This window comes from Streptosporangium sp. NPDC000095 (assembly GCF_042899335.1).
In the GTDB taxonomy this organism is placed as follows: Bacteria; Actinomycetota; Actinomycetes; order Streptosporangiales; family Streptosporangiaceae; genus Streptosporangium.
Window position 1 is genome coordinate 87,340 of record NZ_JBIAZS010000014.1, and the last position, 20,407, is coordinate 107,746.

The following is a 20,407-nucleotide window of genomic DNA, read 5'->3' on the forward strand; positions in this document are numbered from 1 at the left end:
CCGGGTAATAATCCGGTCAAGGATCAGTGCTTTCCGTGGGTGTCGTCCTTGGCGCGCTTGATGGAGCGGACGATCTCCTCTTCCGCCTCCACCCTGCCGACCCAGTTGGCGCCCTCGACCGACTTGCCGGGCTCCAGGTCCTTGTAGACCTCGAAGAAGTGCTGGATCTCCAGGCGGTCGAACTCGGGAACGTGGTGGATGTCGCGAATGTGTTCCATCCGGGGGTCGGTGGCGGGGACGCACAGGACCTTGTCGTCGCCGCCCTTCTCGTCGGTCATCCGGAACATGCCGACCGCCCGGCACTTGATCAGGCAGCCGGGAAAGGTCGGCTCCTGGAGCAGCACCAGGGCGTCGAGAGGATCACCGTCCTCGCCGAGGGTGTCTTCGATGAAGCCGTAGTCGGCGGGATACTGCGTGGAGGTGAAGAGCATGCGGTCGAGCCTGATGCGGCCTGACTCGTGGTCCACCTCGTACTTGTTCCGTTGCCCCTTGGGAATCTCAACGAGAACGTCGAACTCCACCGCGTTTCCTCCACTCAACCCCCCGGGCACCCCCGGTTGGGCGTTAATGTCTCGTAGGCGTTTTATGCCTTTTGGATACGGATGATGAGAGGACGGCGACGGTAATGCGGCGTGAGCGGTGGGTGGCCTTGGTCACTCTCGTCCTGCTGCAGGTTTTCGTCGTCGCGGCCGGGGCGCACCTGCTCGCCAGCGGTGTGCTGGTCGCGGGTGAGCCTGAGACGGTCGTCGTGTCGGCCGAGCCGCCTCCCATCCCGGTCATCACCGCGGGTCCGGTGCTGGCTGCGGGGGGGAGCGGCCCTCTCCCCGCCAAGGGTACTTTGGCGGGGCGGCTGACCGAGGCGCTGGGTGACCCCGCGCTGGGACGAAGTGTCGGCGCCGCGGTTCTCGACGCGGAGACGGGCGCCCTGCTCTTCGACAGCGGGGCCGCCACGGGCATCACCCCCGCCTCCACCACCAAGGTCGTCACCGCGGTCGCGTCGATGGCCTCACTGGGACCCGACGCCAGGCTGAGCACCCGCGTGGTGCGGGGGGCCTCGCCGGGCTCGATCATCCTCGTCGGGGGCGGCGACCCCACCCTGGCGAGTCCCAGAACGGCGGCGAGCCCGGTCTATCCCCGGCCCGCCTCGCTCGCCGTCCTCGCCGCACGCACCGCCAGGGCGCTCAAGCAGGCCGGGGTGTCCAAGGTGACGGTCGCCTACGACGACTTCCTCTACACGGGGCCGCGCACCGCCGCCACGTGGAAGCCCGGCTACGTGCCCGAGGGGAGCGTCGCCCCCGTCACGGCGCTCATGGTCGACGAGGGCAGGGCCGCGCGGGGAAGTGACCGGCGGGTCTCCGACCCCTCCCGTACGGCGCACGGCGCGTTCGTGTCGCTGCTGTCGAAGTACGGGATCACGGTCTCCAAGTCCGCCAGGCGGTCCAAGGCCCCGGCGGGCGCGCAGGAGATCGCGAGGGTCGACTCCGCGCCGGTCTACGCCCTGGTCGAGCGGGCACTCACGCTCAGCGACAACGACCTGTCGGAGGCGCTGGCCAGGCATGTGGCGATCAAGGAGGGGGAGCCGGCCTCGTTCGACGGCGGCGCCGCGGCCGTCGGCAAGGTGCTGGCCAGGCTCGGCGCGGCGAAGGGGGTGCTGGTGTTCGACGGCAGCGGGCTGTCGCCGAAGAACCGCATCGCCCCGGAGGCGCTCGCCCGGCTGGTCGCGGCGGCGGCCTCCCCGGCCAATCCCGGCCTGCACCCGATCATCAGCGGTATGCCGGTCGCCGGCTTCAGCGGCACCCTTGGGCACCGGTTCGACAAGCTCCACTCCGCCTACGGGCTGATCCGCGCCAAGACGGGCACCCTCGACGGGGTCAACACGCTGGCGGGCATGACCACCACGCGGAGCGGACGTATGGTGACCTTCGCTTTCATGGCGGACAAGGTCCCGCCCGGCTGGGGCAAGGCGGAGGCGGCCCTCGACAGGCTCGCCGCCGCGGTCGCCGCCGGTTGATCACGGGTTCCGGGTGCGCGACTCGGGGGGAGAGCACGTACGGTGGACGGTATGCAGGTGATCGACTGGGATCTTGCCGTAGCGACCGGAACGCGCCTGGTGCGCCCCGGGCCGCAAGTGAGCCGAGAGGAGGCCCGGCAGGCCGTCGCCGACTTACGGCGGCTCTCGCGCGAGGCCGAGGGGCATGTCCGCGAGTTCACCCGAATCGACACCGAGACCGCGCCGCAGACCGCGACCGTCGTCGACAGGCCGGGTTGGATCAAGGCCAACATCGACGGGTTCCGGGTGGTGCTGGAGCCGCTCACCGAGCGGATGGCGGCGAGGGGGAGCCAGACGCCGGCGATCGTGGGCGCCGTGGGTTCACGCATCACCGGGGTCGAGGTGGGCGCGGTGCTGGCCTTCCTCGCCTCCCGCGTCCTGGGGCAGTACGAGCTGTTCCTGCCGCCCGACCCGACGGGCCAGGCGCCCACGGGACGTCTCACGCTGGTCGCGCCCAACATCGTCCACGCCGAGCAGGAACTCAACGTCAACCCGCGTGACTTCCGCCTCTGGGTCTGCCTGCACGAGGAGACCCATCGGGTGCAGTTCACCGGTGTCCCCTGGCTGCGTGAGTACGTCAGATCGCAGACGACCGACTTCCTGCTCGCCTCCGACATCGACCTGCCCGCGCTGCTCGAGCGGCTGCGTTCGGCCGCCGGCACGTTCACGGACGTCGTCAGGGGCGGTGAGGGCAACCTGATCGACGCGATCCAGACGCCCGAGCAGAAGGTGATCCTCGACCGGCTCACCGCGGTGATGACCCTGGTCGAGGGGCACGGCGACTACGTGATGGACGCGGTCGGCCCCTCGGTGGTGCCCTCGGTCGCCGACATCCGCGCCAAGTTCCACCACCGTCGCGAGGGCGGGTCCCGTCTCGACCGCACGGTCCGAAGGCTGCTCGGCCTCGACCTCAAGATGAAGCAGTACGCCGAGGGCTCCGCCTTCGTCCGCACGGTCGCGGGACAGGTGGGCATCGACGGCTTCAACAAGGTCTGGACCTCGCCGGAGACGCTCCCCACCCAGGACGAGATCTCCAATCCCGCGCGCTGGATCGCCAGGGTGAACGGCACTCCGGCCATCCCCGCCGGGGGTGCGGTCGGCTGACCGGCAGGGCGGACAATGGCGGGCATGGGTCCGCATCCCGCCGTCGCCGACGTCCGACGCGCCGTACGGCTCGCACTGGACGATCTGGAGCCCGGTGCTCTCGTACTGGCCGCGTGCAGCGGCGGCGCCGACTCCCTCGCCCTGGCCGCCGCGCTGGGCTTCGTCGCGCCCCGCGCGGGGCTCCGTGCCGGTCTGCTCAGCGTCGACCACGGCCTGCAGGAGGGCTCGGGCGAGCGTGCGGGCGACGTCGTGCGGCTCGCGCCAGGGCTGGGACTCGATCTCGCCGAGGCGCTTCCCGTCTCCGTCGGCACCTCGGGCGGACCCGAGGCGGCGGCGAGGCAGGCGAGGTACGCGGCCCTTTCCGAGGCCGCGGAACGCCTCGGGGCGGCGGCCGTGCTGCTCGGGCACACCAGGGACGACCAGGCGGAGACCGTACTGCTCGGGCTGGCCAGGGGGAGCGGCACCCGGTCGCTGGCCGGGATGCCCGCGCGGACCGGGATCTATCGGCGTCCGCTGCTGGAACTCGGCCGCGCGACCACCGTCGCGGCCTGCGCGGCGCTCGGCCTGTCCCCGTGGGGAGACCCGCACAACCTCGACCCGCGCTACACCCGGGTCCGGGTCCGGGAGCGGTTGCTGCCCGCCCTGGAGGACGAGCTCGGCCCCGGTGTCGCCGAGGCGCTCGCCAGGACCGCGTCCCTGTGCCGCGACGACGCCGACGCGCTCGACGCCTGGGCCGGGGAGTCCTACGCCCGCGTCGCCGTGAAAGATTGCGCTCTTAGCGATATCGCGACGGTGACGGTGGCCGTACGGGACCTGGAGGATCTTCCCGTCGCGGTGCGGCGGAGGGTGTTGCGCAGGGCGGCGATCGACGCGGGAGCGCCACCGGGCACGCTCGCCGCCTCGCACGTCCTCCAGGTCGACCGTCTGATCACCGCGTGGCGGGGGCAGCGGTGCGTGGAGGTGCCCGGGGGGGTGAGGGTGGTTCGCCGGTATGACACCCTGATACTCGCCAGACAGCCAGCCAGCCCCGTTTCGTAAGGAAAATCCCAGGTGGACGCAGCTGACATGGGCCGGGACCTCTCGAAGGTCCTCATTCCCGAGGATGAGCTCCAGGCCAAGATCAAGGAGCTCGCGAGCCGGATAGACGAGGACTACGCGGGGCAGGACCTGCTGATCGTGGGCGTGCTCAAGGGCGCGGTCATGGTGATGGCGGACCTGGCCAGGGCCTTGCGCCTGCCCGTGCAGATGGACTGGATGGCCGTCTCGTCCTACGGGGCGGGCACCAGGTCGTCGGGTGTCGTGCGGGTGCTCAAGGACCTCGACACCGACATCGCGGGACGCCACGTGCTGGTCGTCGAGGACATCATCGACTCCGGTCTCACCCTGTCGTGGCTGGTCCACAACCTGAAGTCGCGCAACCCCGCCTCGGTGGAGATCTGCGCCGCGCTGCGCAAGCCCGACGCGATCAAGGTGCCGATCGACGTGAAGTACATCGGTTTCGACATTCCCAACGAGTTCGTGATCGGTTACGGCCTCGACTACGCCGAGCGCTATCGCAACCTTCCCTTCATCGGAACTCTCGCCCCTCACGTATACGGAGCGGGCTGAAAAGTACGCCCTGCGCGAAGTGTGTCATTCACAAACGCGACATTGCCCATAGCGGCGGGGAACACGGACCTACCTGACGTACGTTGGTAGGGCAAAGCCGGTCTGTCCGCGCGGTGACCCCGCACGCCATGCCGGTGTACCTTCGGACAACCGAAGAGGTGGCCTCCCGCCGTCTCTGGGTAGTCAGTTGGAGCGGTTAGGGATACCGCGAGCCCCGGGTTCGCCCGGGGTTGCCAGGCTCTGGTCAGGAAGGGACGGGCCCGCCGGGGTTCCGCATCGGATGGATCTCAAGCGATTTACACGTGGGCCACTGCTGTGGATCCTGGGCATCGTCGTTCTGCTCCTTCTCGTCACCACGATGTGGGGCGGTGAGGGCGACTTCGAGAGGCGAGACACCTCACAGATCGTCAGCTGGATCGACGAGGGCAAGGTCTCCAACGCCAAGATCATCGACAAGGACCAGCGCATCGAGGTCACTCTGACCGACAAGAAGCGCTACTACTCCATGTGGGTGACCGGCCAGGGCATACAGCTCGCCGACAAGCTGCAGGCGGCGGAGTCGGCCAACAAGCTGCCCGGTGGATACAACGTCGAGGTGCCCAGGGAGAACTTCCTTCTCGGGCTCCTGGTGAGCTTCCTGCCGATCGTCATCATCGTGCTGATCTTCCTGTTCATCATGAACCAGATGCAGGGCGGCGGCTCGCGGGTGATGAACTTCGGCAAGTCGAAGGCGAAACTCATCACCAAGGACACCCCCAAGACCACCTTCGCCGACGTCGCGGGTGCCGACGAGGCGATCGAGGAGCTCCAGGAGATCAAGGAGTTCCTGCAGGCCCCGACGAAGTTCCAGGCGATCGGCGCCAAGATCCCCAAGGGCGTCCTGCTCTACGGCCCGCCGGGAACCGGTAAGACCCTGCTCGCCAGGGCCGTCGCCGGTGAGGCCGGGGTGCCGTTCTACTCCATCTCCGGTTCCGACTTCGTCGAGATGTTCGTCGGCGTCGGCGCCTCCCGGGTCCGCGACCTGTTCGAGCAGGCGAAGGCGAACGCTCCGGCGATCATCTTCATCGACGAGATCGACGCGGTGGGCCGCCACCGCGGTGCCGGTCTCGGCGGCGGCCACGACGAGCGCGAGCAGACGCTGAACCAGCTCCTCGTCGAGATGGACGGCTTCGACGTCAAGGGCGGCGTGATCCTGATCGCCGCGACGAACCGCCCCGACATCCTCGACCCGGCGCTGCTGCGCCCCGGTCGTTTCGACCGCCAGGTCACCGTCGACCGCCCCGACCTGGAGGGCCGTAAGGGCATCCTCAAGGTGCACGGCCGCGGCAAGCCCTTCGCCGAGGGCGTCGACCTCGACATCATCGCCCGCAGGACGCCCGGTTTCACCGGTGCCGACCTGGCCAACGTGATCAACGAGGCCGCGCTGCTCACCGCGCGGGCCGACCAGAAGCTGATCACGATGGAGCTGCTCGAGGAGTCCATCGATCGGGTGATGGCCGGTCCCGAGCGCAAGTCGCGCCTCATGTCGGACCAGGAAAAGAAGATCATCGCGTACCACGAGGGCGGACACGCCCTGGTCGCGCACGCGCTGCCCAACTCCGACCCGGTCCACAAGATCACGATCCTGTCCCGCGGACGCGCCCTCGGCTACACGATGACGCTGCCGATGGAGGACAAGTTCCTCGCGACCCGCTCGGAGATGCTGGACCAGCTCGCGATGCTCCTCGGTGGCCGTACGGCCGAAGAGCTCGTCTTCCACGAGCCCACCACCGGCGCCTCCAACGACATCGAGAAGGCCACCTCCATCGCCCGCCGCATGGTCACCGAGTACGGCATGAGCGAGCAGCTCGGCGCCCGTAAGTTCGGCAGCGGCAACGGCGAGGTCTTCCTCGGCCGCGAGATGGGTCACGAGCGCGACTACTCCGAGAAGATCGCCTCCACGATCGACGAGGAGGTCCGCCGCCTCATCGAGTCCGGCCACGACCAGGCATGGGAGATCCTCGTCGAATACCGCGACGTGCTCGACAACCTGGTGCTTGAGCTGATGGAGAAGGAGACCCTCTCCCGCGACCAGGTCCTGCAGATCTTCGCCCCGGTCGTCGTCAGGGAGAAGAGGCCCTCCTACTCCGGTTACGGCAAGCGGCTGCCCTCCAACCGTCCGCCGATCCTCTCCCGCAAGGAGCAGTCGGGCAACGGCACGCTCCCCCCGGGCGAGCAGGCCGACGGCAACGGCGCCCTTCCGGCGGGGACGGGCCACCCCGACACCGCGCCCAAGGACGTGAACTGAGCGTGGCGGGTGCCAGGCCGCTCCAGGTCGACACGGTCCGGCTGGAAAACGCCGTTCGTGAGATCCTCATCGCCATCGGTGAGGATCCCGACCGCGACGGGCTCCAGGCGACCCCCGCCAGGGTCGCCCGCGCCTACGCCGAGCAGTTCGCCGGGCTGGGGCAGACCCCGGAAGACGTCCTGACCACGGTCTTCGACGTCGACCACGACGAGATGGTGCTCGTCCGCGACATCGAGGTCTACTCGACCTGCGAGCACCACCTCGTGCCGTTCCACGGCGTCGCCCACGTCGGCTACATCCCCAACGAGAAAGGGCAGGTCACCGGCCTGTCCAAGCTCGCCCGCCTCGTCGACGTGTACGCCAGGCGTCCCCAGGTGCAGGAGAGGATGACCTCCCAGATCGCCGACGCGCTCATGAACGTGCTGGAGCCGCGGGGGGTGATCGTGGTGATCGAGTGTGAGCACCTCTGCATGACCATGCGGGGCGTGCGCAAGCCCGGTGCCAAGACGATCACCTCGGCCGTACGCGGAAGCTTCCGCGACAGTGACAAGACCCGCGCCGAGGCGATGGCCCTCATCATCCGCTGATCACCTTCACGCGTGCATTCGAGACACACCCCGTCAGGACCGCCGATCGGCGGCCCCGGCGGGGTTTCCGCGTTGTGGAGGGTTGTGGCCGGAAGCCCTGATTCTCCGCCACGGCCGACCGGTGCCTGGTACGTTGCTCGCGTCGGACGCCGCCGGGCGTACGCCGCCCGCGTCCACAGGAGCTGGAGGAGAACGCATGCCGGCCAGACGTCCCCGAGGACCGTCCGCCCTGTGACGGGTGTGCGGATTCGTTATGGCACAAGCCGGACCCACGAGACGGGCGTATGGTGCGCAACGCCTAGGCTGGTCGCCATGACGACGTGGAGTGTGCCCGGGCTGCCGGACGCGGGCCGGTGCCTCGTTATGGGCGTGGTCAACGTCACTCCCGACTCCTTCTCCGACGGCGGCAGGTGGTTCGACCCGGCGGTGGCCGTGCGTCACGGCCTGGAGCTGGTCGAGCAGGGCGCCGACATCGTCGATGTGGGCGGCGAGTCCACCAGGCCCGGCGCCGCGCGGGTGCCCCTGGAGGAGGAGCTGGCCAGGGTCGAGCCGGTGATCAGGGAACTGAGCCGCGAGGGCGTCACCGTGAGCGTCGACACCATGCGGGCCGAGGTCGCCCAGATGGCCGTGGAGGCCGGGGCGAAACTGGTCAACGACGTGAGCGGAGGGCTCGCCGACCCGGCGATGCCGAGGGTCGTGGCCGCCTCGGGCGTGCCGTACGTGGTGATGCACTGGCGGGGGCACAGCCACGCCATGGACCGCAGGGCCGTGTACGGCGACGTGGTGACCGAGGTGCGCGAGGAGCTCGCCAAGCGGGTCGCCTCCGTGCTGGCCGAAGGCGTGGCCGAGGAGCAGATCGTGCTCGATCCGGGGCTGGGCTTCTCCAAGAACCCCGAACACAACTGGGCTCTGATCGCGGGCATCGACAGGCTCGGAGAGCTGGGATACCCGCTGATCATCGGAGCCTCGCGGAAACGCTTCCTGGGTCGCCTCCTGGCCGACCGGGACGGCGCGCCGCGCCCTTTCAGTCGTAGTGACGATGCCACGCTCGCCGTGACCGCGCTCGCCGCGCAGGCGGGGGCCTGGTGTGTACGCGTGCACGACGTCCGCCCGAACGCGGACGCCGTCCGTGTGGCTGCCGCAGTTCAGGGAGCGAGATCATGAGCGTCGACACCACCGCCGTCGAAACGGTCAACCAGGCGTTCTACACCGCCATCGAGGACGCCGACCTCGACAGGATGACCGAGATCTGGGCCGAGGACATCGAGGGTGAGCAGGTGAGCTGCGTCCACCCCGGCTGGCCGATCGTGAACGGCCGGCAGGAGGTGCTGCGCTCGTGGGCGCTCATCATGGCCAACACGCCCTACATCCAGTTCGTGCTGACCGACGTCCGGGTCATGGTCCTGGGCGACGTCGCCATCCTCACCTGCGAGGAGAACATCCTCACCGCCGGCGACGAAGGTGACGCCAGCTTCGCGGCGGGCAAGGTGGTCGCGAGCAACACCTTCGTGCGGACGTCGGCGGGGTGGCGGCTCTGGCTGCACCACGGCTCGCCCGTGCTGCAGGGGGACGACGAGGACGAGGACGAGGAGGCCGCGTGATCGACGCCGAGACCCCCTCGTCCCCCGAGACGCCCCTGCGGATCGACGACGCCGTCAGCGACCTGATCGGGGATCCGGCCGACGAGCCGGTCGGCGGCCCGGCCGAGGGTTCGCTTCGAGACCCGCTGGAAGGTCCGGCCCCCGGCGCGTACGGGGACTCGGCGCACGGCCTGCCGCCGGGTGCGGCCGACCGGATCAGCCTGAAGGGGCTGCGGGTGCGCGGCCGGCACGGCGTGCTGGCCGCGGAGCGGGAGCTCGGCCAGGAGTTCGTCGTCGACGTCACCCTCTTCCTCGACACGGCGCCGGCGGCGGCCGGGGACGATCTGACCAGGACCGTCCACTACGGCGAGCTCGCCGAGGACCTCGCGGAGGTCGTGCGGGGCGAGCCGGTCGACCTGATCGAGACCCTCGCCCAGCGCCTCGCCGACGTCTGTCTCGCCCGCGAGCTCGTCCAGGTGGCGGAGGTGAGCGTGCACAAACCCGCCGCGCCGATCCCGCTGCCGTTCGACGACGTGATCGTGACGATCACCCGGGGCCGGGCATGAGGGTGGTCCTGGCGCTCGGCGGCAACCTGGGCGACCGGTTCGAGACCCTGAGGGGCGCGCTCGACGCCCTCTTCGAGAAGCCGGATCTCACGTTCGTCGCGGTGTCACCGGTCTACGAGACCGACCCGGTCGGCGGTCCCGAGCAGGGCGCCTATCTCAACGCGGTGGTGATCGCCGAGAGCGCGCTGGAACCTCGGGCGCTCCTCGATCGTGCTCACAGTGTGGAGAACACCTTCGGCAGGGTCCGGGTGGAGCGCTGGGGAGCGCGCACGCTGGACATCGACCTGATCACCGTGGGGGACGTCGTGATGGACGATCCCGACCTCACCCTGCCGCACCCCAGAGCGCACGAGCGCGCGTTCGTGCTGGTCCCCTGGGTGCGGGCCGATCCCGGGGCGGTCCTGTCCGGGCGCCGGGTGGCCGACCTGCTCGCCGGTCTCGACCAGGGTTACGTACGGCCGCGTCCCGACCTGATCCTGCGGGGGCCCGCGTGAGGCCGACCCGCCCCGGCGTTCTCGTCGGGCTTCTCATCGTGTTCGCGATCCTCACCTGGGCGCTGCTCAGGCCGCTCTACTCGTCCCTGCCGACCGTGCCGTGGACGGCGATCCCGACGGTGCTGCTGCTCGCGATCGGCGAGTTCTACACCGGGTGGATGACGAAGGCCAGGATCGAGCGCAAGCCCGACACCGAGCCGGTCGAGCCCCTCGCCGTGGCCCGTCTGGCCGCCCTCGCCAAGGCCTCCGCGTTCGGTGGCGCGGTCTTCGGCGGGATCTTCGCCGGGTTCACCGTCTACACGGTGGAGATGCTGGAGCAGGAGGTCCCCCGCAGGGACTTCTTCATCACCGGCGGGTCGCTGCTGGCGTGCGTGCTGCTGGTCTGCGCGGCCCTGTACCTGGAGCACTGCTGCCGGGTTCCCAAGGACTCCGCGGGCGACGAGCGCTGAGACCCCGCGTGCTGAGACGCCGCTAGCGGCGCCTCGCCGTCCACTGGCGTCCGAAGAGCATGATGACCGGAAGCGTGCAGATCAGCGCTCCGGCGATGGCGAGGGGACGCTCCAGCCACCAGAACAGGTCCAGCCGTACCCTCTCGCCGGGTCCGCTGCCCACCAGCCACCAGGTGAGCGCCACCCAGATCGCCATGCCGGTCGTGTGGAACAGGAACAGCGGGAGCGCGAACCGGTTCACCGTCTCGTTCACGCGCTGCCACCTGGGCCGTACGAGCAGGCGTTCCATGGACGGCCTCAGCACCTCCACCAGGCCGATCTGGAAGATCAGCAGGGCCACGATGACGAAGGTGGGCGGCGCCATGTTGGACAGCTTGTCGCCGGGAACGCCCACCATCGACCCGGGGTAGATGCCCGAGTAGACCAGGCCGAAGAGGGCGAACAGCCCGGTCCACAGGATGGCGACGTCGAAGCGGCGGGGAAGCGCCACCACCCGGTCGTAGAAGAATCCGGCCTGGTGGGCGAGCCCCCAGACGATGATCATGTTGAGCCAGCCCACGGCCTCGTACCCGTAGCGCAGCCGCAGCACGTCGACGACGAGCGCCGCCCCCGCCAGCCAGATCAGGGCGAGCACGTCGTAGTGCCGGTGCAGCCAGAGCGAGATCGGCAGCAGGGCGATCAGCACGAGGTAGACGCCGATGAACCAGAGCGGGCTGATGACGAGCAGGACCACGCGGCCCATCCACTCGATCCCGAACGCCCACGTCACGATCACACCGAACACGATCCAGGTCCCGGCGAGCGCGAGCGCGGGGATCGCGAGACTCCGGATGCGCCGCCACACGAAGGTGCCGATGCCGACCCCGCGCTCGCAGGCCCGGTTCCACGACAGGAGGTGGACGTATCCGCCCACGTAGAAGAAGAGCGGCAGCACCTGCAGCAGCCAGGTGAGGATCCACAGCCCCGAGGTGAAGCCCAGCGGGCTCGTCGGCGAGGGGCCGTCGGGCCCCCACTGCAGGATCGTGAACGCCCAGTGCCAGACGACCACGACGATCAGGCTGAGCGCGCGCAGCCAGTCGACGTAGCGGTCCCGCCGCGGCCCGTCCGTGGCGGGAGGCACCTCGGCCGGTACGGAATCCGAGGTCGCGGTGCTTCCGGAGCGGCTCTCGGTGGTTTCCGAAGTCCCAGAGGTTCCTGGTGTCCCTGGTGTTCCGGGGGTTTCCCGGGATTTCGGGGCGGAGGGCGCGGGAAGAGGTGTGGAGGGTACAGGGGTCGCCCTCTCCTGGTCTCCGCCGGATTCGATCATGCGGTTGCAACCGTGCCTTACTTGTCGATGTCGCCGACGACGAAGAACATCGAGCCCAAAATGGCGACCATGTCCGAGACCAGGTGGCCGGGGAGCATCTCGCGCAGCACCTGGACGTTGTTGAAGGAGGCCGAGCGGAGCTTCATCCGCCACGGCGTCTTCTCCCCGCGCGAGACCAGGTAGTAGCCGTTGAGGCCCAGCGGGCTCTCCGTCCAGGCGTAGGTGTGGCCCTCGGGCACCTTCAACACCTTGGGCAGACGCTGGTTGACCGGCCCCGGGGGCAGGTCGACGAGCCGCTCCACGCAGGCGTCGGCCAGGTCGAGGGAGACCTTCACCTGTTCGAGCAGCACCTCGAACCGGGCGTGGCAGTCTCCCGCCGACCGGGTGACGACCTTCACCGGCACCTCGCCGTAGGCGAGGTACGGCTCGTCCCTGCGCAGGTCGAGGTCGACGCCGGAGGCGCGGGCGATCGGGCCGCTCACGCCGTACTGCATGATCGTCTCGCGGTCGAGGACGCCCACCCCGCGCGTGCGGGCGAGGAAGATCTCGTTGTCGGCGATGAGGTTCTCGATGTCGGGCAGTCGCCGCCGCACGTCGGCCACGGCCTGGGCGACCCGGCCCGTCCACCCCGCGGGGATCTCCTCCTTGAGGCCGCCGACCCGGTTGAACATGTAGTGCATGCGCCCGCCGGAGATCTCCTCCATCACGGCCTGGAGGGTCTCGCGCTCCCGGAACGCGTAGAAGACCGGGGTGATCGCGCCGAGCTCCAGCGGGTAGGAGCCGAGGAACATCAGGTGGCTGAGCACCCGGTTGAGCTCGGCCATCAGCGTGCGCGTCCAGACCGCCCTCGCCGGCACCTCCATGCCGAGCATCCGCTCCACCGCGAGCACGACGCCCAGCTCGTTGGCGAACGCCGACAGCCAGTCGTGCCGGTTCGCCAGCACGATGATCTGCCGGTAGTCGCGCACCTCGAAGAGCTTCTCGGCGCCCCGGTGCATGTAGCCCACGATCGGCTCGGCGGAGCTGATCCGCTCCCCGTCCAGCGTGAGCCGCAGCCGCAGCACACCGTGCGTGGACGGGTGCTGCGGCCCGATGTTGAGGACCATGTCCTCGGTCGCGAGGTCCTTGCCGTCCGCCCCCCGTACGGCCTCGGCTCCAGCCCCCATCCCCACGCTCAGCTCACGGCGCGCGCCTTCAGTCATAGGGCCATGCTGTCACGTCAGCCGCGCGAGGCAAGATCCCGCAGGGCGCCGATCAGTCGGTCGACGTGCTCGGAGGTGGTCCCGATGCCGATGGAAGCGCGGACGGCGGAGGCGGTGACGTCGTCGCAGCCGCCGTCCTTGGCGCCCAGCAGGTGCCGTACGAAGGGGTGGGCGCAGAACTTGCCGTCGCGGACCCCGATGCCGTAGTCGCCGGACAGGGCCTCGGCGACCTCGCGGGCGGTGAAGCCGTCCACCACGAAGGAGACGATGCCGACGCGCGGGTGGTCCGGGCCCCACAGGGACAGCTCGTGGACGCCGGGGATACCTGCGAGGCCCGCCCTCAGGCGCCGGAGGAGGTGCTCCTCCTCGCGGACCAGTGGGGTCCAGCCGGTGGCGGACAGCGCGTCGCAGGCCGCGGCGAGCGCGATGGCGCCCAGCACGTTCGGGGTTCCGGCCTCGTGCCGCGCCTCGGGGTCGTCGTGCCACTCGGTGTCGTCGTCGTTCACGGCCTTCACCGCCCCGCCGCCCCGCAGGTACGGCTCGGCGTCGGCGAGCCAGTCGGAACGGCCGATCAGCGCGCCCGTGCCGAACGGCGCGTAGAGCTTGTGGCCGGAGAAGACCACGTAGTCCAGATCGAGGGCCGTCAGGTTGAGGCGGCGGTGCGGGACGAGCTGCGCGGCGTCGACGAGGACGCGGGCACCGTGGCGGTGGGCGATGTGGGCGAGCGCCGCGATCGGCCACAGCTCCCCGGTGACGTTGGAGGCGGCGGTCACGACGAGCAGCTTGGGGCCGTCGATCGAGGCGAGGGCGTCGTCGACGGCGCGGACGGCCTCGCCGGGGAAGGCGGGGGCCGCGAGCCGCACGACCCGCTCCCAGGGGAGCAGCGAGGCGTGGTGCTCGGTGTCGAAGACCACGGTGGTGGTGCCCTCGGGCAGGCTACGGGCCAGCAGGTTGGTCGCGTCCGTGGTGTTGCGGGTGAAGATCACCGAGTCGTCGGGGCGGGCGCCGACGAAGGCCCGCACCGTGTGCCTGGCCTGCTCGTAGCGGGCCGTGGTCAGCTGGGACGCGTACCCGGCGCCGCGGTGGACGCTGGAGTAGGCCGGGAGCGCGGCGGCGACGGCGGCGCTCACCGGCTCCAGACAGGGGGCGCTCGCGGCGTAGTCGAGGTTGGCGTAGCGGACGAGCCTGCCGCCCCTGACCGGGACCTCCAGGTCCGAGCCGAGCACGGCCGGGATCGGCCGGTCACCGGACGCGCGGGTCTCGGGGACGGCGGTGGTGGCCGGGGTGGCGGGGGTGGCGGGGGTGCTGATCGTGAGGGTGGACACGCCATGGCTCCTTCGAGGTCATCGGACCCCAACCCATGGCATAGGTGCCTGGAGCCCGCGCTTGCCCGGCACACCTCGTGCCGGACCAGGTCCTCACCCGGGGCACCCCGCCGCGGACGCGAGGGTTGCCGGCCAGCGAGCCGGGGCTTGTCACTGGCACTCATGACCTACGGAGGCACTATAACCGACGTCCCGCGGTGGCCCGCAAGTCCGAAAGGTGATCGTCCCGGTATCCGGGGCAGGAGCGGGCGCCTGGGCGCGTCCGGCGAATTGACGGCGAGTTGTGATGAAAGGAAGGAACTCGGGGCCTTTCCCGGTCGTCCTGGAGTCAGCCGAAGAAGGTTCAGCCGGCTGGATGATCGCGCGTTCGAGCGTTGGCCGAAGAAATCGGCCGAAGAAGGAGAAGGCCATGGATTGGGTGACCAACCCCGAGATATGGATAGGTTTTTTCACCCTTGTCGCCCTGGAGATCGTCCTGGGGATCGACAACATCATCTTCATCTCGATCCTGGTGGGCAAGCTCCCGCCCGCGCAGCGTGACAGGGCACGCAAGATCGGTATTTCCGTCGCCCTGCTCAGCCGTCTGCTCCTGTTGTTCGCGCTGTCGTGGGTGGTGAGGCTCACGACGCCGATGTTCGAGGTCTTCGGGCAGGGGATATCGGGGCGCGACCTGATCCTGATACTCGGAGGCCTGTTCCTGCTGGGCAAGAGCGTCCACGAGATGCACAGCAGCCTGGAGGGGGACTCCCACCACTCCGAGGGCAAGGTGTCGGCGTCCTTCACCTCGGTGATCATCCAGATCATGATCCTCGACGTCGTCTTCTCGCTCGACTCGGTGATCACCGCGGTCGGCATGGTCGACGAGCTGGGCGTCATGATCGCGGCCGTCATCGTCTCGGTCATCGTGATGCTGATCGCCTCCGGGCCGATCAGCCGCTTCGTGGACCGGCACCCGAGCATCAAGATGCTCGCCCTGTCCTTCCTGGTGCTGATCGGCGTCGTGCTCATCGCCGAGGGGTTCGAGCAGCACATCCCCAAGGGCTACATCTACTTCGCGATGGCGTTCTCGCTGCTGGTGGAGCTGCTGAACATCCGGATGCGCGGCAAGGCGGGCAGGCGTAAGCCGGTCGAGCTGCGTTCTCGCTACGGTGCCGAGGACCAGTCGGGTCGTACGGACTCGGTGGACGGCACGGACGGCACGGACGGCACGGACGGCATGGACGGCACGGACCGGAAGGACCCGAAGGACTCGGTGGATCCTACGCATCGGGCCGGTTCGGAGGCGTCGGCGGCCGCGGTGCCTCAGGGGGTTCCGGCGAGCCGGACCGGTCCTGCGGGCGAAGTGGATGAATCACCCGAAAAGGGAAATTCGGACAAGCGGCCCGACTCCTGACCAGGATTACGATGTTTACGTGCGCTTTGATCCCTGGAATCCGGAATTCGTCGCCCACCCCTACGACGTCTACGACGAGCTGAGGCGGGAGCGGCCGGTCGGCTTCTTCGAGCCGACCGGCCAATGGCTGGTGGCGAGGCACGCCGACGTCAACGCGCTGCTGCGAGACCGCAGGCTCGGCCGGTCCTACCTGCACGTGGCCTCGCACCAGGAGTTCGGCAGGCCGGACGACCCCGAGTTCCAGGACCCGTTCTGGCGGGTGATCAGGGCAGGGATGCTCGACGTCGAGCCGCCGGTGCACACCAGGCTCCGGCGGCTGGTCTCGAAGGCGTTCACCCCCCGCATGGTCCAGGCCCTCCGCCCCAAGATCGCCCGCATGGCCGAGGAGCTCGTGGACGTCTTCGTCGAGCGCGGCGGAGGCGACCTGATCGCCGAGGTCGCCGAGCCGCTCCCGGTCACCGTGATCGCCGAGATGCTCGGCATCCCCGAGGCCGACCGGCACCTGCTGCGCCCCTGGTCGGCCGACATCTGCGGCATGTACGAGCTCCAGCCGTCGGTCGAGGCCCAGCACACCGCCGTACGGGCGGCCGAGGAGTTCTCCGCCTATCTCGTCGAGCTGGCCCGCGCCCGCAGGGCCGACCCCGGTGACGACCTGATCAGCGCGCTCGCCCTGGTGGCCGACGAGGGCGACCGGCTCACCGAGGAGGAGCTGGTCGGCACCTGCGTGCTGCTGCTCAACGCCGGACACGAGGCCACCGTGAACGTCACCGGCAACGGCTGGTGGTCGCTCTTCCGCAACCAGGCGGAACTCGACCGGCTCCGCGCCGATCACACCCTGCTGCCCACGGCGATCGAGGAGCTGATGCGCTGGGACACCCCGCTGCAGATGTTCGAACGCTGGGTGCTGGAGGACGTCTCGGTGGGCGGGATCGACATCCCGCGCGGCTCCGAGGTGGCGCTGCTGTTCGGCTCGGCCAACCGCGATCCCGAGGTCTTCGCCGACCCCGCCCGCCTGGACGTGGGCCGGGCCGACAACCCGCACATCTCCTTCGGCGCCGGCATCCACTTCTGCCTCGGGGCACCGCTGGCCAGGGTGGAGCTGATCGAATCCTTCGGCGCCCTCCTGCGCAAGGCGCCGAAGATGGAACTCGTCACCGAACCCACCTGGGGTCCCGGCTACGTCATCCGGGGCCTCACCGCCCTCGATGTGCGGGTCTGAACCGGTCCGGAGCGGCGCTCTCAGTGGCGGCTCTGAGAGAGCCAGCCGAAGCCGCCGAGGCCGCCGGGGGCGATGAGCTCGGCCTCCTCGGAGGCCCTGGTGAGGGCCCGCAGGTAGCCGCGCGGGTCGTTTCCCGCCTGCTCGACCGGCGGACGGCTCCCGGTGACGCCCAGGGCGCGCAACGCCTCGCGCTGCGTGGTCAGCGCCGTCGTGACGGCTCCGGCGCTCTCGCCGGAGGCCGCGCAGGCGTCGAGCGCCACGTGGGCGGTGATGTCGCACGACCCGTCGGGCACGGGCGCGACCGTCGCTCCGTCCCGGTATCCGGCGAGCGTGCCGTACGGCGGCCGGTCGTCCAGAGCGTGGGAGTAGTCGATCGCGATCGCCCGGCCGCGCGCCAGCCGTACGATCACCGAGGCCCACGCCCTGTCGCGGGGCCTGCCGATCTCGGCACGCTCGCCGGGGGCCCGCATCCGCCACCAGCGGGCCAGCCACGCGAGATCCGCCTCGGAGGGGCTGTCACCGAGCCGCTCCTCACCGTTCGTGATGTTGACCAGGACCAGCCGGGGGCCGTCGGCCGTCTGCTCCACGATGTCGACGGGGACGTTGTCGAGCCACTCGTTGGCGATCACCAGCCCGTGGATCCCGTCCGGCGCGGCCTTCGCCCAGACGATCTCCTCGGGCAGCGCCGAAGGCCGGGGCGCCAGGTCGACCGCGGTGACCCGCAGTCTCGACCGGAGCGCGGACGGCGCCGCGGCGAGCACACCGGCCGCCAGCCTGCCCTCACCGGCGCCGATGTCGACCAGGTCGAGCACCTCGGGGCCGCCCAGAGCCTCGTCGATCGCGGCCAGCTCGCGCAGCACGGCCTCGGCGAAGACGGGGGAGGCGCCGACCGAGGTCCGGAAATGGCTGGAGGGACGCTCCCGGAGATAGAAGCCGCTCTCGCCGTAGAGGGCGTGCTCCATCGCGGCACGCCAGGTGAGCCACACGCTCTCAGACGCTACCCGCCGGGGCGAGGGAACGAGATCGACGCGCGCCGACGCTTCGAGTGAGTGCATGACCGCATTCTGTCATCGGTTTGCACGATCGTTGTTGACGCCACGTCGGCGCGTCGCCGTCCGAATCACCGTATGGGCCGGGTTTCCGGGCTCTTTCGTGGGTCACGTACGCTCCCGGTGTGCCCGATCCGGGCATACCGGGAGGAGACCTCGCCTCCGTTGCCGAACACGCGTCTTGACGCGGTCGCGACAGCACGGCCCGTTACTCTGGTCAATCGGGCACGGAACCCACATGGTCGAAGGACGGGACGTCATGGACGCAGTCGATCGCCCGGCACGGCTGGCCGTCGGAGTGGTTGGAGCGGGCAAGGTCGGTTCGGCGCTCGGCGCCGCGCTCGTCAGGGCGGGGCACCGGGTGGTCGCGACGAGCGGCGTCTCCGACGCCTCCAGGGAGCGGGCGGTCGAGCGGCTCGGGCTCGTCCCCGCGAGACCCGAGGACGTGGTGGCGGGCGCGGATCTCGTCCTGCTCACCGTCCCCGACGACGTACTGCCGGACCTGGTCTCCGGCCTGGTGGAGACCGGCGCCGACCTGCGCGGCAAGCTGGTGGCGCACACCAGCGGCGCGTACGGCCTCGCCGTGCTGAACCCGGCGATCAAGGCCGGGGCGCTACCGCTCGCGCTGCACCCCGTGATGACCTTCACCGGCCGCGACGACGACCTGCGCCGCCTCACCGGGATCTCGTACGGGGTGACCGCTCCCGACGCGCTTCGCCCGGTGGCCGAGGCCCTCGTCATCGAGATGGAGGGCGAGCCGGTCTGGATCGCCGACGAGGACCGGCCGCTCTACCACGCGGCCCTGGCGGGGGCGGCCAACCACATGGTGACGCTCGTCGCGGAGTCCTCGGAACTGCTGGAGAGGATCGGTGTGGAGCAGCCGGGCAGGATGCTCGGCCCGCTGCTCGGCGCGGCCCTGGAGAACGTGCTGCGGCTCGGCATCGCGGGGCTGACCGGCCCGGTGGTGCGCGGCGACGCGGGGACCGTCCGCAGACACGTGGACGCGCTCATCCTCGCCGCCCCCGAGGCGGCGGACGCCTACGTGGCGCTGGCCAGACTCACCGCCGACCGGGCGCTGGCGGCCGGGTTGCTCAAGCCCGAGGCCGCCGAGCGCCTTCTGGACGCCCTCGGCGGCAACAAATGGACCTGAACCCCCGGGAGGTTCCAATGATCGTGGCGGACGACCGTGCGGGGCTGCTCAAGGCCCGCGAGACCCTGGGGATCGGCGCGGGCGCCTTTCCCGGGGGAAGCGCGCTGGCACTCGTACCGACGATGGGCGCGCTGCACGAGGGACACCGCTCGCTCATCCGGCTGGCCCGCGAGAGAGCCGCGCACGTGGCGGTGAGCATCTTCGTGAACCCGCTCCAGTTCGGGCCCACCGAGGACTACTCCCGCTATCCCCGTACGTTCGACGCCGACCTCGAAGCCTGCGCGGCCGAGGGGGTGGGCGTGGTGTTCGCCCCCTCGGCCGAGGACATGTACCTGCCGGACAGGCAGGTCGGCGTGTCCGCGGGCGAGATGGGCTCGGTCGTCGAGGGGGAGTTCAGGCCGGGCCACCTCGACGGCGTGCTGACCGTGGTGCTGAAGCTGTTCAACCTGGTCCAGCCGGACGTGGCGGTGTTCGGGCAGAAGGACGCCCAGCAGCTCGCGATGATCCGCAGGATGGTCGCCGACCTGAACCTGCCGGTCTCGATCGTCGGGGGGCCCACGGTCCGCGAGCCGGACGGTCTGGCGCTGTCCAGCCGCAACCGCTACCTGTCGCGGGACGACCGGGTGGCGGCCCTCGCCCTGTCCCGCGCCCTTGAGGCCGGGGCCGGGCAGGCTCTCGACCGCGGTGACGGCGCGACCCGCACCCTTGGGGTGGGAGCCGGGCGGCGCGCGCCCGCGGAGATCCGCCGGGCCGCGCTCGCCGTCCTGGAGGCCGAGCCGTCGCTCGCGGTCGACTACCTCGTCCTGGTCGACCCGGCGACCTTCGCGGAGGTCGGCGACGACCACACGGGTGAGGCGATCCTCGCGGTGGCCGCGAGGGTGGGGTCCACCAGGTTGATCGACAACGTCACGCTCGACATTCGCTGATCCGCGGCCGTTCGGCGGTGGGGCCCGTGAGTCGCGGAGGAGGGCTCCCGTTTCGACCTCCGTCGGGGTGTACGGTCCCGAGCTGCCATGATTTCGGCGTTCGGGCGAAATG

General features: G+C 70.2%; 20 protein-coding genes and 1 riboswitch. Of the genes, 15 read left to right on the forward strand and 5 right to left on the reverse strand.

From position 1 onward, the window contains the following. Positions 1 to 23 precede the first annotated feature (23 nt). Positions 24 to 521, reverse strand: a complete 498-nt coding sequence (locus tag ACFY3V_RS28170) for an inorganic diphosphatase (RefSeq protein ID WP_350941556.1) — start codon at positions 519 to 521, stop codon at positions 24 to 26. Positions 522 to 643: 122 nt separating this feature from the next. Here ACFY3V_RS28170 and dacB point away from each other — a divergent pair, with 122 nt between their 5' ends. From dacB to ACFY3V_RS28225, 11 genes are all read left to right on the forward strand, one after another. After that, a complete protein-coding gene (gene dacB / locus ACFY3V_RS28175) occupies positions 644 to 2,011 on the forward strand; it encodes a D-alanyl-D-alanine carboxypeptidase/D-alanyl-D-alanine-endopeptidase (protein WP_389777733.1) in 1,368 nt (455 codons plus the stop codon). A gap of 51 nt (positions 2,012 to 2,062) precedes the next feature. After that, the gene (locus ACFY3V_RS28180) at positions 2,063 to 3,154 is read left to right on the forward strand and encodes a zinc-dependent metalloprotease (protein ID WP_362898004.1); all 1,092 of its coding nucleotides are present in this window, start codon (positions 2,063 to 2,065) and stop codon (positions 3,152 to 3,154) included. A gap of 24 nt (positions 3,155 to 3,178) precedes the next feature. Then, on the forward strand, positions 3,179 to 4,192 hold the full coding sequence (gene tilS / locus ACFY3V_RS28185) for a tRNA lysidine(34) synthetase TilS (RefSeq protein ID WP_350941552.1): 1,014 nt from the start codon (positions 3,179 to 3,181) through the stop codon (positions 4,190 to 4,192). Positions 4,193 to 4,204: 12 nt separating this feature from the next. Next, positions 4,205 to 4,762 carry a hypoxanthine phosphoribosyltransferase gene (hpt, locus tag ACFY3V_RS28190; protein ID WP_350941551.1) on the forward strand — a complete coding sequence of 186 codons (558 nt, stop codon included), beginning with the start codon at positions 4,205 to 4,207 and terminating at the stop codon, positions 4,760 to 4,762. Between the two features lie 280 nt (positions 4,763 to 5,042). Beyond that, the gene (gene ftsH, locus ACFY3V_RS28195) at positions 5,043 to 7,049 is read left to right on the forward strand and encodes an ATP-dependent zinc metalloprotease FtsH (RefSeq protein ID WP_350941550.1); all 2,007 of its coding nucleotides are present in this window, start codon (positions 5,043 to 5,045) and stop codon (positions 7,047 to 7,049) included. A 2-nt stretch (positions 7,050 to 7,051) separates the two neighbouring features. Further along, on the forward strand, positions 7,052 to 7,636 hold the full coding sequence (gene folE, locus ACFY3V_RS28200) for a GTP cyclohydrolase I FolE (RefSeq protein WP_362898000.1): 585 nt from the start codon (positions 7,052 to 7,054) through the stop codon (positions 7,634 to 7,636). A 312-nt stretch (positions 7,637 to 7,948) separates the two neighbouring features. Then, on the forward strand, positions 7,949 to 8,800 hold the full coding sequence (folP, locus tag ACFY3V_RS28205; RefSeq protein ID WP_362897998.1) for a dihydropteroate synthase: 852 nt from the start codon (positions 7,949 to 7,951) through the stop codon (positions 8,798 to 8,800). Then, a complete protein-coding gene (locus ACFY3V_RS28210; protein WP_350941547.1) occupies positions 8,797 to 9,237 on the forward strand; it encodes a nuclear transport factor 2 family protein in 441 nt (146 codons plus the stop codon). The genes folP and ACFY3V_RS28210 overlap by 4 nt, the downstream gene beginning before the upstream one ends. A 170-nt stretch (positions 9,238 to 9,407) precedes the next feature. After that, complete coding sequence (folB, locus tag ACFY3V_RS28215) at positions 9,408 to 9,782, forward strand: dihydroneopterin aldolase (RefSeq protein ID WP_350943518.1); 375 nt, start codon at positions 9,408 to 9,410, stop codon at positions 9,780 to 9,782. Further along, complete coding sequence (gene folK / locus ACFY3V_RS28220; protein WP_350941546.1) at positions 9,779 to 10,276, forward strand: 2-amino-4-hydroxy-6-hydroxymethyldihydropteridine diphosphokinase; 498 nt, start codon at positions 9,779 to 9,781, stop codon at positions 10,274 to 10,276. The genes folB and folK overlap by 4 nt, the downstream gene beginning before the upstream one ends. Beyond that, positions 10,273 to 10,725 (forward strand): DUF3180 domain-containing protein, encoded by a 453-nt coding sequence (locus tag ACFY3V_RS28225; protein WP_362897995.1) that lies wholly within the window; start codon positions 10,273 to 10,275, stop codon positions 10,723 to 10,725. The genes folK and ACFY3V_RS28225 overlap by 4 nt, the downstream gene beginning before the upstream one ends. 22 nt (positions 10,726 to 10,747) lie before the next feature. Here ACFY3V_RS28225 and ACFY3V_RS28230 read toward each other — a convergent pair whose 3' ends face one another. From ACFY3V_RS28230 to ACFY3V_RS28240, 3 genes are all read right to left on the reverse strand, one after another. Continuing rightward, complete coding sequence (locus ACFY3V_RS28230) at positions 10,748 to 11,845, reverse strand: acyltransferase (RefSeq protein WP_362897993.1); 1,098 nt, start codon at positions 11,843 to 11,845, stop codon at positions 10,748 to 10,750. Positions 11,846 to 12,048: 203 nt separating this feature from the next. Beyond that, the gene (locus tag ACFY3V_RS28235) at positions 12,049 to 13,233 is read right to left on the reverse strand and encodes an NADH-quinone oxidoreductase subunit D (protein WP_389777739.1); all 1,185 of its coding nucleotides are present in this window, start codon (positions 13,231 to 13,233) and stop codon (positions 12,049 to 12,051) included. 17 nt (positions 13,234 to 13,250) lie between these two features. Further along, positions 13,251 to 14,558, reverse strand: coding sequence for an aminotransferase class V-fold PLP-dependent enzyme (locus ACFY3V_RS28240; RefSeq protein ID WP_389777741.1), 1,308 nt, complete (start codon positions 14,556 to 14,558; stop codon positions 13,251 to 13,253). Between the two features lie 52 nt (positions 14,559 to 14,610). Beyond that, a riboswitch (SAM riboswitch) is annotated at positions 14,611 to 14,726 on the reverse strand. Between the two features lie 241 nt (positions 14,727 to 14,967). Between ACFY3V_RS28240 and ACFY3V_RS28245 the strand changes: the two genes are divergently transcribed. Both ACFY3V_RS28245 and ACFY3V_RS28250 read left to right on the forward strand, forming a co-directional pair. Next, the gene (locus ACFY3V_RS28245) at positions 14,968 to 15,951 is read left to right on the forward strand and encodes a TerC family protein (protein ID WP_389777743.1); all 984 of its coding nucleotides are present in this window, start codon (positions 14,968 to 14,970) and stop codon (positions 15,949 to 15,951) included. A gap of 19 nt (positions 15,952 to 15,970) precedes the next feature. Continuing rightward, entirely contained in the window at positions 15,971 to 17,170 is a 1,200-nt protein-coding gene (locus tag ACFY3V_RS28250; protein WP_389777745.1) for a cytochrome P450, read from the forward strand. A 20-nt stretch (positions 17,171 to 17,190) separates the two neighbouring features. Here ACFY3V_RS28250 and ACFY3V_RS28255 read toward each other — a convergent pair whose 3' ends face one another. Continuing rightward, the gene (locus ACFY3V_RS28255; protein ID WP_389777747.1) at positions 17,191 to 18,156 is read right to left on the reverse strand and encodes an SAM-dependent methyltransferase; all 966 of its coding nucleotides are present in this window, start codon (positions 18,154 to 18,156) and stop codon (positions 17,191 to 17,193) included. A gap of 322 nt (positions 18,157 to 18,478) precedes the next feature. On the opposite strand from ACFY3V_RS28255, the gene ACFY3V_RS28260 reads away from it, so the two are divergent. Beyond that, positions 18,479 to 19,369, forward strand: a complete 891-nt coding sequence (locus tag ACFY3V_RS28260; RefSeq protein ID WP_350941534.1) for a DUF2520 domain-containing protein — start codon at positions 18,479 to 18,481, stop codon at positions 19,367 to 19,369. Positions 19,370 to 19,491: 122 nt separating this feature from the next. After that, on the forward strand, positions 19,492 to 20,295 hold the full coding sequence (gene panC / locus ACFY3V_RS28265; RefSeq protein ID WP_389777916.1) for a pantoate--beta-alanine ligase: 804 nt from the start codon (positions 19,492 to 19,494) through the stop codon (positions 20,293 to 20,295). Positions 20,296 to 20,407: the final 112 nt, after the last annotated feature.